Annotated in this window: 13 protein-coding genes and 2 pseudogenes; 4 read left to right on the top strand and 11 right to left on the bottom strand. The window is 56.0% G+C overall.

Annotated elements, in window-relative coordinates:
- Window positions 1-2 precede the first annotated feature (2 nt).
- From Q1A34_RS12160 to Q1A34_RS12120, 10 genes and pseudogenes are all read right to left on the bottom strand, one after another.
- Window positions 3-1,034, bottom strand: coding sequence for an extracellular solute-binding protein (locus Q1A34_RS12160; RefSeq protein ID WP_300034204.1), 1,032 nt, complete (start codon window positions 1,032-1,034; stop codon window positions 3-5).
- A gap of 171 nt (window positions 1,035-1,205) precedes the next feature.
- Complete coding sequence (locus tag Q1A34_RS12155) at window positions 1,206-1,886, bottom strand: GntR family transcriptional regulator (RefSeq protein ID WP_300034202.1); 681 nt, start codon at window positions 1,884-1,886, stop codon at window positions 1,206-1,208.
- Window positions 1,887-1,949: 63 nt separating this feature from the next.
- Window positions 1,950-3,404 carry an amidohydrolase family protein gene (locus tag Q1A34_RS12150; protein ID WP_300034200.1) on the bottom strand — a complete coding sequence of 485 codons (1,455 nt, stop codon included), beginning with the start codon at window positions 3,402-3,404 and terminating at the stop codon, window positions 1,950-1,952.
- A 53-nt stretch (window positions 3,405-3,457) separates the two neighbouring features.
- The gene (locus Q1A34_RS12145) at window positions 3,458-4,999 is read right to left on the bottom strand and encodes an amidohydrolase family protein (protein ID WP_300034198.1); all 1,542 of its coding nucleotides are present in this window, start codon (window positions 4,997-4,999) and stop codon (window positions 3,458-3,460) included.
- Window positions 4,996-5,781: an ABC transporter ATP-binding protein gene (locus Q1A34_RS12140; protein WP_300034196.1), complete on the bottom strand. Its 786-nt coding sequence runs from the start codon at window positions 5,779-5,781 to the stop codon at window positions 4,996-4,998. Before Q1A34_RS12140 ends, Q1A34_RS12145 begins: the two co-directional genes overlap by 4 nt.
- Before the next feature lies 1 nt (window position 5,782).
- On the bottom strand, window positions 5,783-6,673 hold the full coding sequence (locus tag Q1A34_RS12135) for an ABC transporter permease (RefSeq protein WP_300034194.1): 891 nt from the start codon (window positions 6,671-6,673) through the stop codon (window positions 5,783-5,785).
- 10 nt (window positions 6,674-6,683) lie between these two features.
- Window positions 6,684-7,631: an ABC transporter substrate-binding protein gene (locus tag Q1A34_RS12130; protein WP_300034192.1), complete on the bottom strand. Its 948-nt coding sequence runs from the start codon at window positions 7,629-7,631 to the stop codon at window positions 6,684-6,686.
- A 9-nt stretch (window positions 7,632-7,640) separates the two neighbouring features.
- Window positions 7,641-7,742 (bottom strand): annotated as a pseudogene (locus tag Q1A34_RS22045) (twin-arginine translocation signal domain-containing protein); the annotation flags it as partial.
- A 411-nt stretch (window positions 7,743-8,153) separates the two neighbouring features.
- The gene (locus Q1A34_RS12125; protein ID WP_300034190.1) at window positions 8,154-9,674 is read right to left on the bottom strand and encodes an ABC transporter permease; all 1,521 of its coding nucleotides are present in this window, start codon (window positions 9,672-9,674) and stop codon (window positions 8,154-8,156) included.
- Window positions 9,675-9,705: 31 nt separating this feature from the next.
- Entirely contained in the window at window positions 9,706-9,948 is a 243-nt protein-coding gene (locus tag Q1A34_RS12120) for a hypothetical protein (protein ID WP_300034188.1), read from the bottom strand.
- Window positions 9,949-9,959: 11 nt separating this feature from the next.
- Here Q1A34_RS12120 and Q1A34_RS12115 point away from each other — a divergent pair, with 11 nt between their 5' ends.
- The 4 genes and pseudogenes from Q1A34_RS12115 (at window position 9,960) to Q1A34_RS12100 (ending at window position 13,544) form a co-directional block, all read left to right on the top strand.
- Window positions 9,960-10,400 carry a hypothetical protein gene (locus tag Q1A34_RS12115; protein WP_300034186.1) on the top strand — a complete coding sequence of 147 codons (441 nt, stop codon included), beginning with the start codon at window positions 9,960-9,962 and terminating at the stop codon, window positions 10,398-10,400.
- Between the two features lie 1,046 nt (window positions 10,401-11,446).
- Window positions 11,447-12,689, top strand: a pseudogene (locus tag Q1A34_RS12110) (IS3 family transposase).
- Between the two features lie 133 nt (window positions 12,690-12,822).
- Window positions 12,823-13,074: a hypothetical protein gene (locus Q1A34_RS12105; RefSeq protein ID WP_300034184.1), complete on the top strand. Its 252-nt coding sequence runs from the start codon at window positions 12,823-12,825 to the stop codon at window positions 13,072-13,074.
- Window positions 13,074-13,544 (top strand): hypothetical protein, encoded by a 471-nt coding sequence (locus Q1A34_RS12100; protein ID WP_300034182.1) that lies wholly within the window; start codon window positions 13,074-13,076, stop codon window positions 13,542-13,544. The genes Q1A34_RS12105 and Q1A34_RS12100 overlap by 1 nt, the downstream gene beginning before the upstream one ends.
- Here the strand turns inward: Q1A34_RS12100 and Q1A34_RS12095 are convergent.
- Window positions 13,541-13,975: a hypothetical protein gene (locus Q1A34_RS12095; protein ID WP_300034180.1), complete on the bottom strand. Its 435-nt coding sequence runs from the start codon at window positions 13,973-13,975 to the stop codon at window positions 13,541-13,543. The genes Q1A34_RS12100 and Q1A34_RS12095 overlap by 4 nt on opposite strands.
- Window positions 13,976-13,986 lie beyond the last annotated feature (11 nt).

Raw genomic sequence — 13,986 nt, 5'->3', positions numbered from 1 at the left:
GGTCAGATCGCCATCAACTTGTCGAAACGTTCGATCCATGCACGACGGTTGGCGGCGACGAATGCCCAGTCGGGGGCGTAAATGGGCACGCCATCTGGAATAATGGCACCCGCGCTCACGGTGGTGTTGGCAGGAACAGAGGTGGCGAAGTCGGCAATGGCGGCTTGCATGTCTGGTCCAAGCATTTCGTTAACGTAGGCTTCGGCCAGTTCCGCGTTTGGACCGCCTTTGACAAGGCAGATGCCGGATGGCATGGCAAAGATGCCCTCGGACGGAGCGGCCAGATCCACAGGAACGCCCGTCGCTTTGCGTGGCAGCGTGTAGGACGAGAAATTGCCCGCGAGCATGGTGATTTCGGCTTGTTCAAGCAGGTTGAACGCCTGGCTCATCGTTGTGTAGACGGACAAAAGGTTGGGTTTCAGTTCCTCCAGCTTCTCAAAAGCCGCGTCGATTTCATATTGCGCTTCCGAGAATGGCTTTCCAGAGCCGAGCATCGCTGACATGAACAAGGTCCACATACCTTCGGTGTTTTGCAGGGACGGGATGATCAACTGGCCCCTGGCCTCTGGTGCCCAGAGGTCTTCCCATGATGCAACGCCTCCGGATTTGAAGTCGGTGTTATAGGCAACGCCCGCCCAGGGTTGGACGTAGTTGCACCACATGCCATCCATATGCACCGCATCAGGGCGCAGATCCGACATATTTGGCACAGGGCCTGATGTGATCGGCGTCAACAGATCGGCCTCGACCGCCTGGATCATGACCGGATCGTCCATCTGGACAACCGACAGATAGGGCGCGTCTTTGTTCGAGGACATTTTCTCGAGGTTGACCGAAGACTTGGTCCCCTCAAAAAGGATATCCGCACCGATGGCGTCTTTCATGTGTGGCACGACGATCTGCTCCATCCATGCGGTGTGCGATCCTGCGCAACCGATCACCAGTTCCGTGGTTTGAGCGTGCAGAATACCTGGTGCGGCGAGTGTTCCAAGTGCCGTATATGCCGATCCTTTCAACATGGATCGACGTGTCATTCCTGCTTGTGTCAACCGTTGCATTTTCAGCCCCCTGTGCTTTTTCTGTCGTCACAAAAAAATGGCATGCCATTTTCCGGGTGTCTCAAATTTTACGTTAGGGAGGCCGCAGTTTTACTACAGTGATAGAATTTTAGGCTAAATTTCACAAAAGTGCTGGCGAGAAGACTCTCAGGAAACTGACTGAGACGTCAGAACCTCTGTAATCGTTTCTCCGGTGTGACGCAGGTGCGTTTCCCACACCTCAGAGGCTTGCTGCGCATTGCCATCCCGAAACGCCTGCATCAGGTCTTCATGCTCGGCAACTGCCTGCTCAAGCCGTTCTGGTTTCATGATCGCCAGGAACCGACCCCGTCGTGCCCGGATCATGAGTCTTTGGTGGGTCGCGATCAGAACAGGATTTGCACAGCTTTTTATGATGAAGTCGTGAATGACGGTGTTCATATCGAAATAGTCGTTCGTTCGTCCAGCCCTGTGGTGGTCCAGCATTGTTCCGTGCAAATCTTCCAGTTGGCGCAGCACATCAGCCGTCATTGTCTCGGTGACCCGCCGGGCCGCGAGGGCCTCCAGACTGGCGATGACATCAAAAAGCAAGAGAGCTTCTTCGGGCCGGTATTCAGAGACGATTGCGCCCCGGTGCAGATTGATCTCGATCAGGCCGTCGGCCTCAAGCAGCTTGAGTGCTTCGCGGATAGGGGTGCGCGATACCATGAGTTCCGCAGACAGACGCCGTTCCACAATGCGATCCAGGGGCGCCAATTCGCCCTTGACGATACGGTCGCGCAAAATCGCTGCAACGTTTTCGGCACCCGTTGTCGCATGCTCGGATTTCGTATCGGGTCCTTTGGACATGAGCTCGCACCAACAGCATAAAGCCCGCCACATGCAGGCAAGCCAAGTCTGCGTCAATCCCCTTCATCGGGCTAAATGATCTATCCTGCGTTCCACGGGCAGGTCATATTGTCCGGCACGCAGGTACATTTCACGGTAATAGGGCAGGAATTTTTCGACCCGTTTGTCCGCCAGATTCATCGCGTTTTGCTTGCCGGCGAAAACGGCCGAGGCTTCGGCCAGGATCGCGTCTTCGTCCACGGTTTGCAATCGTCCGTTCCGGGTGACCACACGTCCGGCCACCATTGTGAGCCTTACAGATTGCCCCAACTCGCAATGCACCAATTGCCTTGGCAAGTTATTGAGCGGCACGAACGGGAGTGCTTTCAGGTCGATCAGGATCAGATCTGCTGGCGCGCCAATCGCCATAGTGCCAAGTCCCGGCTCACGCATAGCTGTTCCACCGCCCTGGGTTGCGGCATTCAAAACTTCGACTGCCTGGGGCCAGCGCTCGTAGTCCCAATCGCTAAGCGTGTGAAGCGATGCAGCTGTCTTCATCACGGACCACATATTGATCGCGTCATCCGCAATGGCTTCGTCGACACCAAGGCAGACAGGAATCTTGCGATCCTGTATGGCGCGCCAGCGCATAACGCCACTGCCAAGGCGCAGATTAGAATTTGGGTTATGCGCAACTGAAGCACCGGATGCGGCCAGCAGGTCAAGATCCGGATCATCTACCCAAATCGCATGTATGACATTCATCCGGTCGCTCAAAAGCCCCAGATCGTGGGTGTAGCGTACCAGCGAGCGACCGCTCAGGCAGACCTCTCCGAACACCCGCTGAAGCCGCGTTTCTAGCATATGGGCATAGAATGGCAGGTCATTGCGGATACTCAGATCGTCCAACTGCGCGAAATAGTCAGGCGAAACGCGCTGTGGCGCAGAGCATGAGACCGCGGCCTTGATGCGTCCGTCTGAGGTGTCATGCCATGTGTCGATCAGATGCGCGTAGCTTTCAAGAAGTGCGCTGGCGGGCGCGCCGGTCGGGACAGAGAGTTCGTGCCGCAAATCATCGGGCAGGATGTCGCGCAGAAAAGGGAGCTTCTCCAATTCGCTCAGCTCTGGTTGGTCCAAGGCAAGCCGTGCGCGCATTCCGCTATCGGTGTATGCCTGTGCAACAGCGTCGATGATCTCGGGTTCTGGGGCTGGCACAAAAAAGCAATCGTCCTGCACACTGGTGGTGCCAGAACGGAGCATTTCGATACATCCCAGCATCGTGCGCAAGTAAGCCTCACGCGGGGTCGGGCGCAGCACTTCCAGTTCGGGGCACTCATACAACATGAACACTTCCAGCGGCAGCGACGGCAACCGCCCTTTCATATGGTTCACCGCCGAATGAAAATGGCCGTTGATCAGGCCGGGCATCAAAAGATTCACATGGCCTTCGATGATCTCTTCGTCCGGTTCCGGGGTGAGGTCAGGGCCGATCTGTGCGACCTTTCCCCCTTTGACGCGCAGGTCGCAGGCTGGCGACATGCCTTCCGATCTCTCAAGATCAAAAAGCCGAACGTTCCGGAACATCATGCCCGTCATGTGGAGGAAGAGCTCTTGTAGAATGGCGTCCGTGTTGCAGTGTTCCGCAGATACTCGTGGTAGAAATCCTCGACGACAGGCATGACCTGCTCGCGCAACCAATGGCGTTCCTGTTCGTCATTGTCGCGTGGCGAAGACAGGGCTTCTGCAATTTGTGCCATGACGGCCTCGCGGTCGATCATGGTGAACCGGCCATCCTCGTAAACGACGCGTCCTTCGATCATGACGGCTTTGACGTCCTTGGTCTTGGCCCGGTGAATCAATGCATCCAGCGGGGCGATGTCCGGGTCCTGGAACGGGTAGGTGGCGCTGTCGTAATCCAGAATGACCGCGTCCATCCTGCGGCCCGGATCCAATCGCCCGATCGTCGCGCCAAAGGCGGTGGTCATGGCGCCATGCTCACTGGCCATGCGCAACACCTGTGCGGGCGATGGCACATCCGCACGGTCCATGCCCGGCACGCGGTGCACGGTCAAAGCCATGCGCATTTCCTGTAACATGTCGCGATCATCGTTGATGCCAGCCTCGTCCATGCCCATGCCCACTGTCATGCCGCGTTTTTGCAACTCCATCAAAGGCAGTACGCCTGAGCGGAGGCGGAAATTGGACGAACAGTTGTGACAGATACAGGTGCCTGTGCCTGAACAAATTTCGATGTCTTCCTCGGTCATCCAGACCCCGTGGCCAAGCGTCATGTGTGGGCCTAAAAGCCCCAGCTTTTCCAGATGCCTGACGGCCGTTGTTCCGGTGCGCTGGAAGGCATATTCTTTTTGATAAGCGGTTTCGAGCAAGTGCATATGCATTGGCACGCCAGCCGATTTGGATTTATCCTGCAAGGCAAGCAAACCATCGTCTGTCATCCAGTGCAGATTGGCAGGGGCCAGCTGTATACGCGCCCGCTGGGTAGTCTGCTGCGCGGTCAGCGCGTCAAACAGCTGCAAATACTCGTCAAATGGCATGGTCAGCTTTTTGAAATGCGCTGCCATGACCTTGGCGACATCAGAGGGCAGACGTTTGCAGAACTCCTCGTCCGCCTCATAGACAAACCGGTTTTGCTCGCGCACGGCATAACAGTAGGACACCCGCATGCCGATATCGTCATAGGCCCTGAGCACACCACTCGCCGACGCCGTGACCTGTTCCAGGTTGCCCACGGCCCAGCCCTGAATATGCTGCACGGTGGTTACACCCGAGGCGATCATCTCGAAGGCCGAGAACAGCGTATCCAGATAGGGGTCGATCTTGCGCATCGCCAGCCGTGCGGCGAACCAGATTTCCAGCGGCTCATCCGGCGCGCCCAGTTGCAGTGGGGTCAGCCCGATATGGTGATGGCTGTTGACCAGCCCGGGCATGATCAGGTGATTTGGGTGGTCAGTCACAGGCGCATCGGGGTAGGCGGCCTTGATCTTGGTGGATGGACCCACGGCAAGCACCTCGCCATCCTCGTGGGCAAGACCGGCACCCTCAATCATCTCAGCCGTGTCATCCTTGGATACGCCCGTGACAATCCAGCGCGCGGTGATGATTTCGACGCTCATGTCAGTTCCTGCTCTTTAAAGGATTTTTCGACTTCTTCGCCCAAAAGTGCTTCGCATTGGCGGGCGAGTTCGATCATTTCGGGGCTGCGCATGTCGCGTGGACGCGGCGCGGTGATGGGGATCTCGGCTTTGATCTGGCCGGGGCGGGCGGTGAAGACAACGACACGGTCCGCAAGTGCGAGCGCCTCGTCAATAGAGTGTGTCACGAGCAGGACCGAGGCCTTTGAACTCTCCCAGATGTTGAGCAGATGGCCTTGCATGCGGGCGCGCGTCTGGACGTCGAGCGCGGCAAAAGGTTCGTCCATCAACAGCACTTTCGGCTTCATCGCCAACGCGCGGGCCAGCGCCGCGCGTTGGCGCATCCCACCGGACAGTTCATGGGGGCGACGGTCGCCTGCACCGACAAGGCCGACAAGCTGCAGCAGGCGCTCTGCCGCCTCGTGCTGCTTTTTCGGGCTTAGACCGGCGATTTTCAGACCGAACGTGATGTTGTCCTGCACGGTCAGCCATGGATAAAGCGAGGCTTCCTGAAAGATCAGGCTGCGTTCGGGCGAGGGTTCGGTCACTCTAAGTCCGTCGAATGTCACGCTCCCATCGGTTGCGTCTTCCAACCCAGCAACGATGTATAAAAGCGAGCTTTTTCCGCAGCCCGAAGGACCGAGAAGGACAACGAATTCGCCCAAAGCAACGTCCAGCGTCAGGTTGCGCACAGCCGGTACCGGATCTGGCCCGTCCGGATTCCATGTTTTTGAAACATTCGTGATTTTGAGGCCCAGGGTCATGTTACAGCCCTCCTACATTTGAGGGTCCGACCCACCAAAGCACTTTGCGCTGGATGTAGCGAAGGGTCTGATCAAAGGCGAAGCCCGTCAGCCCAATCAGCGTCATGGTGAAGAACACAAGGCTCGCGTTGAACGTGTTACGCGCCATCATGGTGACCTGCCCGAGGCCAGAGCCAACACCCACTGCTTCGGCAATCAGCACGACCATCCACGCGGCAAAAAGGTTCATGCGCAGTGTCACGAATAATTCAGGCAGAATGGCCGGCAGGATCACATGGCGGTAAATCTGGCGCTTGTTGCAGCCCATGATCCGCGCAAGCTGAATGTAGTGAACAGGAACATTGTCGATCTGCGACAGTGTTGCCAGTGTCATGATGAAGAAGATGGCGATGAAGACAAGAAAGATTGCAGGTGGGTTTCCGATGCCAAATATGAACACGGCAACCGGCAACCACGCGACAGGAGAAATCGGGGCGAGCATCGTGACCAGCGGCAGCACCAGTTTGCCAAAAATCCGGAAATACCGAATGCCGATCCCAATGGCGAGCGACAGCATGAAACCCAGCGCCAGCCCCACCGTCACCCTGAGGGATGACCATGCGATCACACCAAGGACAGAGAATATTGAGCCGCCCGTCGCCAGGGCTCCGGCCCGTGTGCCGCCTGGATCAAAGAACCGAAACTGATCCGGCAGGTTTGCCAGGAAAATATGCGGGGGCGGAAGCAGAAGCGGATTGGCCCACCCCCGCCACCAGGCAAACTCCCAAAACCCGACGAAAATCGACAGAGATGCCATGACCCAGAGCACAGGTTCCATGCGCCGCAGCAGACGCTTGCCAAAACTTTCCTGCCTGTTTGCCACCAGTGGCGTTTGAAGAGTTTCGTCGGTCATTGGTGCCGCCTTACGCTGTTTTCAGCTTCAGGCTGTCGTAGAGGTCTGCATTTGCGGCGATCACCTCTTCCAGTAACGTCCAGTTCACCGCCGTATCGGGCAGCGTGTCCTTGACGTAGCCCATTTTCTGCATCGACACGGAACGCTCGACAAAGAAGTCCGAGTTGTTGCGTTGGTCGATCATGACAGGCTGGCGCGACTGGGCCAGTGTCAGGGCTTCCAGCGATGTCTTGTAGTAAGTGCCCTGCGTTTCAGCCAGTGCTGCGGCTGTGTCTTGCTCGGATTGCAACTGCGCGGTCATCATCGCCTTGATCACGGCTTTGACAGCTTCTGGGTTTTCTTCCAGAAGCGGCGTGCGAGCTGCAAGCACACAATCGGAATAGCCCGCACCGTAAAGGTCCAGGCCATCGGTCAGGATGCTTGCTCCGGCACGTTCTTGCAGACACTGCGTTGCGTAGGGTTCGATATGGCTGACCGCATCAATTGCGCCGTTGATGAAGGCCGCAGCCAGTTCCGGCGATGTGTTGAAATATTTGATTTCAGCGTCGGCAAATGCCATGCCCGCAGAGGTCATGTAGTCATAGGGCAGCACCTCCAGCGTATCCGCCTGGAATGTCCCGATGGTTTTGCCTTTCAGATCGGCAGGCGATGATATGCCCTCGGATCCGATGAGAATGCACCCTTCGACACCTGCACCGGCGACAATCTGCACTGGCGCGCCTGCATCGACCAGAGTGATGAAGTTGGAATAGGGAATGACCGAAACATCGACCATACCAGCGCCAAACAACGTCACCACATCCGTGGTTGTCGGCGTCACGACGAAATCAAGCTCGACGCCATCCGCTTCGGCCAGTTTGCGTTCCTTAGCCAGAAAAATACCAAGGTTACAAAGGCCGCCACCATGGGTTGCCTTGATCGTTGTCATCCCTTGCGCAGCGGCAAGCCGAGGCGCCATCAGCCCCGCAGGCAATGCAAGGCTTGCAGCCGCAGCCGCACCGCCTTTCAAAAAACCACGACGGCTGGCTTCCTGGATTTTATGATAGGTATTTCCGCATCTTTCACACATTTTATGTCCTCTCTGTCAGGACACAAGCGTAGGAGTTCGGGTCATTTGATAATGTGCACGACCCAGTCACTTCGCTTGTGACAGTTTCGGCACGCCAACCGTTAAAGCAGTCAGGCGGATATCGGGGAGGAGGTTCGCCCCACCGCTTTGCGCTGACTTAACGCTGACTCATCAAAACCTGGTACACCAAGCCTCAACAGGTCAAACAGCAGAGTTTGAAGGTGGGGCGTCTAATAATTGGGCGGAATACGATCAGCCCGATTGCGTTTTAGGCGATGCTAAGCTCAAGCATTGCTGTTTGGTTCGATCTTGCCCGCTGGCCGCGTCAGTTTGTTTTGTTTCTGTTTTTCCAGATGAGACGCAACGTATGAATGGCAATTTAGCTCATTTGGCAGGCCATCATCGTTTGCGCTATTCTGCGGTTTGCATGCCCAACCGGTGCAGGGTTTTCCGTTCGATCACAACAACGAGTTGATACAGAATGACCGACAAGAGCACCGAAACAGAGGCAACGGTCCAGATCATGCCAAAGTCCAGGTAGCCGCGGGATTGGTTCAGCAAGTTGCCAAGCCCGCGCCCAGTGGCCAGCCATTCTGCGATCATGACCCCAAGCAAGGCGCGCGGGACAGTCAGGCGTGTCGCTGCGAACAGATAGGGCAGGGAGGCCGGGATCGTCACCAGCCGCATTTCCTGCCAAACAGATGCACCATAGGCGCGCGGCAAATCTTGTGCGCTGCGCGGAACCAATGCGATCCCTTGCGCCAACGTGACGAAGGCAGGAAAGAACGTCACCGAGATTGTCACCCAGAGCGTCAAAGAGGTGCCGCGCCCGAATATCAGCACCAATAGCGGGGTCAGAGCCACCAGAGGCATGGTTTGCGTCACAAGGGCCACAGGCATGAATGCGCGAATGGCGTTTGGGAACAGCCGTGTCGAGATTGCCAGCAGAAACGCAAAGCCAATGCCAGCCGCCATGCCCGCGAAAGTGATGGGAAGTGTTTCTGACAATGCCCGCAAGAGCTTTTCTTGTGCGACAGGGGCAGTCTTTGCGAAAAACAGATAGTCTATCACCCCAAAAGGTGTTTTCGCGATCATCGCAGGTACGCCGGTTAATACTATGAAGGCCCACCACAAAAGGAATGGCAGTGACACAATGCCGAAGAGCATCAGCGCACGCTTGAACGGTGATGCAGGGACTGCCGCGCCAATGGGGGTGGCGGTGTTCAACGTCACAGCGCGCGTCACCCCCAGCAAGCGCCTGGAAATCAATGCAAAGAACAAGTACCCCAATCCCGCAATAGCGGTCGCGATCAGACCAATGCCCCAAAGCCTGTCTGGCTCTCCTCGGCCAAGCGATCCAAGCAGGTAGGTTCCAAGCCCCCAGCGCCCTCCACCGCCAAACTCGGCCAGAATTGCGCCCAATACGGCGTTGGGAGCCGCAATCTGGAAGCCTGTAATGATAGTGGGCAGGGCACTGCGAAGTTGGACCAGCCAAAGAACACGCCAACGGCCACCTCCATAGGCTTTCACAACGTCACTGGCCCGACTGTCGGACTGGCTTATTCCGATGACAGTTGCTGTCATGGTTACGAAATAGACGGCCAGCGCGGCAAGAACGATGCGAGGTGCCATGCCGGATAAAGTCAGCACAAGGATCGGGGCAATCGCGATGGGCGGCAGTGCAAAAACAGCGATATTCACACCGCGAAAAAGGCGCAGCAATGTTGGCGACATCGCAAATGCCACACCGGCTATCAGCGCAATTGCATTGCCAATCAGAAAACCAACACCGGACGCATAGAGCGTTGCCCAGATATGGCGCGGATAATCTGCGCGGTCTTCCCATAACCTGATCAGGATTTCTGAAAACCCTGGCAGGGCACCACTGGCAACCAGATCCATGCGGCCCGCGATTTCCCAGATCAGAAGCAAGATCGCAACATTCCGCAAGCCCGTTGGCACCTTAGCCATGCAGCACCGATGCGATACGATCTGTCAAAGCATGGAAGGCCGGATCTGAGAAGAGGTCTGGATGACGGGGGCGTGTAAAAGGCACATCGATGATTTCGACAATGCGGCCGGGGTTTGCGTGCATCACGGCAACGCGGTCGGCCAGAAAAACGGCCTCATCAATCCCGTGTGTGATTCGAAGAGCTGCGCTCGGACCGGTTGCCAGAGGTTGCTGAAGTCCTTTCAACCGCGCCACGTGTCTGGTTTTTGGGATTTGGTGCTGAAGATGGTGTCGCACGCATTGGGAAAACGCTGTTCTCGCGATTGCGCCATGATGTTCATTATCTTGATGGTGCAGGGCAAGACTGGGCAAGCGATTTGGCGATGATGGGCCCGCGTGATGCACTTGTCCTTGTTACGTTAGAGACACGTCCAAAGCTGTTGCGCTCGCTCTTGGCCTATGCGCGAACATCACGGCTTCGGATCATCACGATTACGGACCATCGCTATCAGGCACAAGCAGAGCGCTTTTCTGAAACTGTCCTGGCTTGTCACGTTGCGAGCTATGGGATGCTGAATACCCATGCGACTGTCGTGTCTATGTTACGGCTGGTTGCGATAGCATATGTGGGAAAGAACCCTGTCGCCGTAAAACAGCGGGCCGAAACGCTTGACGCAATTGTTGAGGAACTTGATCTTCCGGAGTGAGCTGCTCACTCGACCCGATGAAACACAGAACGCCAAACGAACACGCCCAGTTGCCCCCAATCCCCGCCCATAGCCTGTCTTCGTACCTGGGGGCTAGACTGCCTTAACCGGTGTAAGTAAGTGTGCAGCATGGTCCCGAAAACCCGATCGCGGACCACAGGAGAGCCCAGAATGCCCTATAACGCAGCCGCTGTGGCAGCGAAACTATCCGTCGCGCCGATGATGGATGGAACAGGTAGTTCTAATTTAGCCTATTTTTTCCATGGGTTTGCGCATAGCCGTCCGGCCATGTTGTAAAAAAGTGTTATAACTATCGGACTGCGGTTTTCCTGCTCGCTACTGTACTCAGAGTAACGAGTGCTTTCGCCAACGTATCCACCGATTGTCCGACCGCTGACCAACGACCGAGTAGCGGAAGAGTTCTCCGGTGACCGTGACCCACAGCGCCGCGTCTTACCAGGCGGTTGTGCTCGAGAAGGCATATCTGTTCGCTGAAGCCGTCGTTCATTCAAACTGCGGCAAATGCGGACCCTGAGCCCAATGTGAAAAATGCTGCGCTCGGTATGAAGGGCAGCTTTGCTTGTTGCCTGCCGCCGCCAAACTTACTAGTCTTCGGACAAGGAGAGAGATCATGCCTCTTAATTTCGTCGTCGTAGTAAGCAAGAGCTGCATGGTCCGATAAGGTTTTCCATATCCGTTTCCATGCGCCCCCGACATCCTCGGGGGCTTCTTTGCTTTTAGGGCTCAGAGAACCGAGATGAACCGCACAAGAACACCTCCGCATTTGATCACGTTGATCCTGTTGACAGGGTTTTCGCCCATGTCGCTCAACATGTTCCTGCCCTCGTTGGCCAACATCGCTGTCGATCTTGAAACCGACTACAGTACTGTGAGTTGGGCCGTCTCAGGGTAGGCGTTGCTACAAACCTTTCAGCGGCCTGCGTCGAACATGCAATGAGCATAACAATTTGGGTGATGGTACGACCTGGCCTGCTGCCAGTTTCGTGGACACCGAGATAAGGTGTTTATGAAACTGGAGAATCTAAATGACGAGAAGAATGTTCAGCCGCGAGTTCAAGCAAGAGGCGGTGGATTTGGTGAAGCAACGAGGTGTGAGCGCAGCGCAAGCCTCTAGGGACCTTGGAATATATGCCACGGTACTTCGGAGATGGGTGCGTGCTTCTGAGGCTGATGGTCCGGCGGCACTTCCGGGAAATGGCCGACTGACGCCAGAGCAAGAGGAGCTCAGAAGTCTGCGGCGCGAAGTGTCCAAACTGAAGGCGGAGCGCGACATCCTAAAAAAGGGTGAGACCATTTTCCGCCATTGGTCCGAGGGCAATGGTCGAACGCCTACTTCGCCAAGGACCAGCTGTGATGTTTGGGTTTGTGGCGAAGCACCGAGGGTTCTGGCCAGTGAGTTGGATGTGTGATGCGCTCGGTGTGTCACGAAGCGGCTTCCATGCCTGGCTGACGCGACCGCGCAGCGACCGGTCGATCCGCGACGAAGAGCTTTCGGCGGCGATCCGTGCGAGCTTTCTGCGATCGGACCGAACCTACGGCGCGCGGCGGGTCCGCCACGATCTTCTTGAAGAGGGCTATTCCTGCGGGTTGCATTGCGTCGAGCGACTGATGCGGCAGGCGGCCTTCAGAGCTCGTCCAAAGCGTCGACAACCACCTAAAGACGAGGGCACGAGGTCGGTCATAGCTGCCAACGTGCTTGAACATGAGTTCGATGCGGATGGCCCGAACCAGAAATGGGTGGCCGACTTCACTTATGTCTGGACTGCGGAAGGGTGGCTCTACGTTGCAGCAGTCATCGACCTGTTCTCCCGGCGCGTTGTTGGCTGGTCGATGAGTGATCAGATGACCTCCCAGATGGTTACGGATGCCTTGATCATGGCGATGTGGCGCAGGGGAAGACCAAAGGAGCTGCTGCACCATTTCGACCAGGGCAGCCAATATATCAGTGAACCGTTCCAAAGGCTGATGGCAGATCATGGCATTACCTGCTTAATGAGCCGTTCCGGGAATGTCTGGGAGTTCAAGCTGGTCCGCGCCAGCGGATCAAACGATCCGGGGGATCGTTTGAAGGCGCAGAACGCTGCGATGGAAAGCTTCTTCTCTTCGCTGAAGACAGAACGGATCAAACGCAAAACCTATAGGACCAGAAAGCAGGCGCGGGCAGATGTCTTCTATTACATCGAATGGTTTTACAACCCGAAGCGCCGACACTCGACCATCGGGTACCTAAGCCCTATCACATTCGAGGAGCGAGCTATGAAAGCTTAAGTTGCCGTCAACGAAACCAGCAGCAGGCTACACAACTGGAGAAAAGCCAATGCAGATTGGGAAGTGGATGGACGGTGGTTCATCCAAGCCGTAGTCTTATGAACATATTTTGGGTGGATTAAAGGTTTGGCATATGTCGCGATGGGAAGAGCATTCGATAAAGAACGATTTCAACGAGGCCGCAAAGGAAAAAGAGGTCGAGTTGGACAAACCTGATGACCCAGAGCCCAAACCCACATACCAGCCAGCCGGCCCGGCGCCCGGTGGATCAAGTGCACCTGCGTTCGACCGACATCAAGCGCAGCGGTCACAAGATGTGCAAAAGTCTCAGGATCCCGAAAAAAGTAGGACAGTGACAGAGGAGTTTAACAAGAAGGCCAAGTGATGATCCTCTTGCGTCTCTTGATGGTCGCGTTTGGAGTTGGCGTGATCCTGGCTTTGGCCTCCGGTCTTGCACAGGCGCTTCCCTGTCCTCACACCCAACCGCCCAGCGGGCTTGCGACTGATTTTTTCAACACTTGGTCAACTGTCATCTTCGTTGCATGCCTGATTTACATGTTTATCCCGATTCTCAGCTTTCAAATCTGGGCAGTTGCGTTGGGGCCGACCTTAGCCATTGGCTTTGTCATTGCATTTGCGCAGTCGGGTGAGTGGAGATTTGCGTTGTTTCTGGCGATCCAATGCGCGATTACCATTGGGCTGTCGCTCACTTTCAATGCGGTGGTGACAGTTTTGGCAGAGACGCTGAAGTGGTCGCCCTGGACGTTCAAATTGCTTGCGCTACCCGCAGCCTATCTCGCCGCGAATGGCTGGGGGTACGTGCAGGCCGTCGGCTTCGCGCAAAGCCTTTGCTAGTCTAGGCTTATGCCTGCAGGTAGAGCTTCAATTCGAAAGTAGACATGGATGCAATCGCTTTGGCGCGCATTCCAAACCAATCGCCCGTTTGAGAGTTCAGCATCTGAGGTCCCGCCCTCTCCGAACGGTGTAATAACGTATTTGTCGTTGGGTAATGTGATGGCTTCATACTGCCGCCGCCATTTTGAACTGCGCGCCATGGTAAGATTTTCGACCAGAAACCCATTGGCAGATGGTTTGATTTCGAGGAAGGCGGCGTAGGCGTCCTTTCCGCTATTGCACGTTGCATATCCCCCCCAAGAGCCTTCTATGCCTGTCAGATCAGCACCGCCCTGTGACGGTGTGTTACCGTTGTTTCCGACCAATTGTGCGAGGGCAGCGGTAGTCAGCATCAGAAAAATCAGGGCTGTTGTATAAAAGCGAAAAAACATAAGAAACCTCC

Source organism: uncultured Roseobacter sp. (assembly GCF_947491795.1).
In the GTDB taxonomy this organism is placed as follows: Bacteria; Pseudomonadota; Alphaproteobacteria; order Rhodobacterales; family Rhodobacteraceae; genus Roseobacter.
The sequence above is the reverse complement of the archived record's forward strand: the minus strand, read 5'-3'. Positions and strand labels throughout refer to the sequence as shown.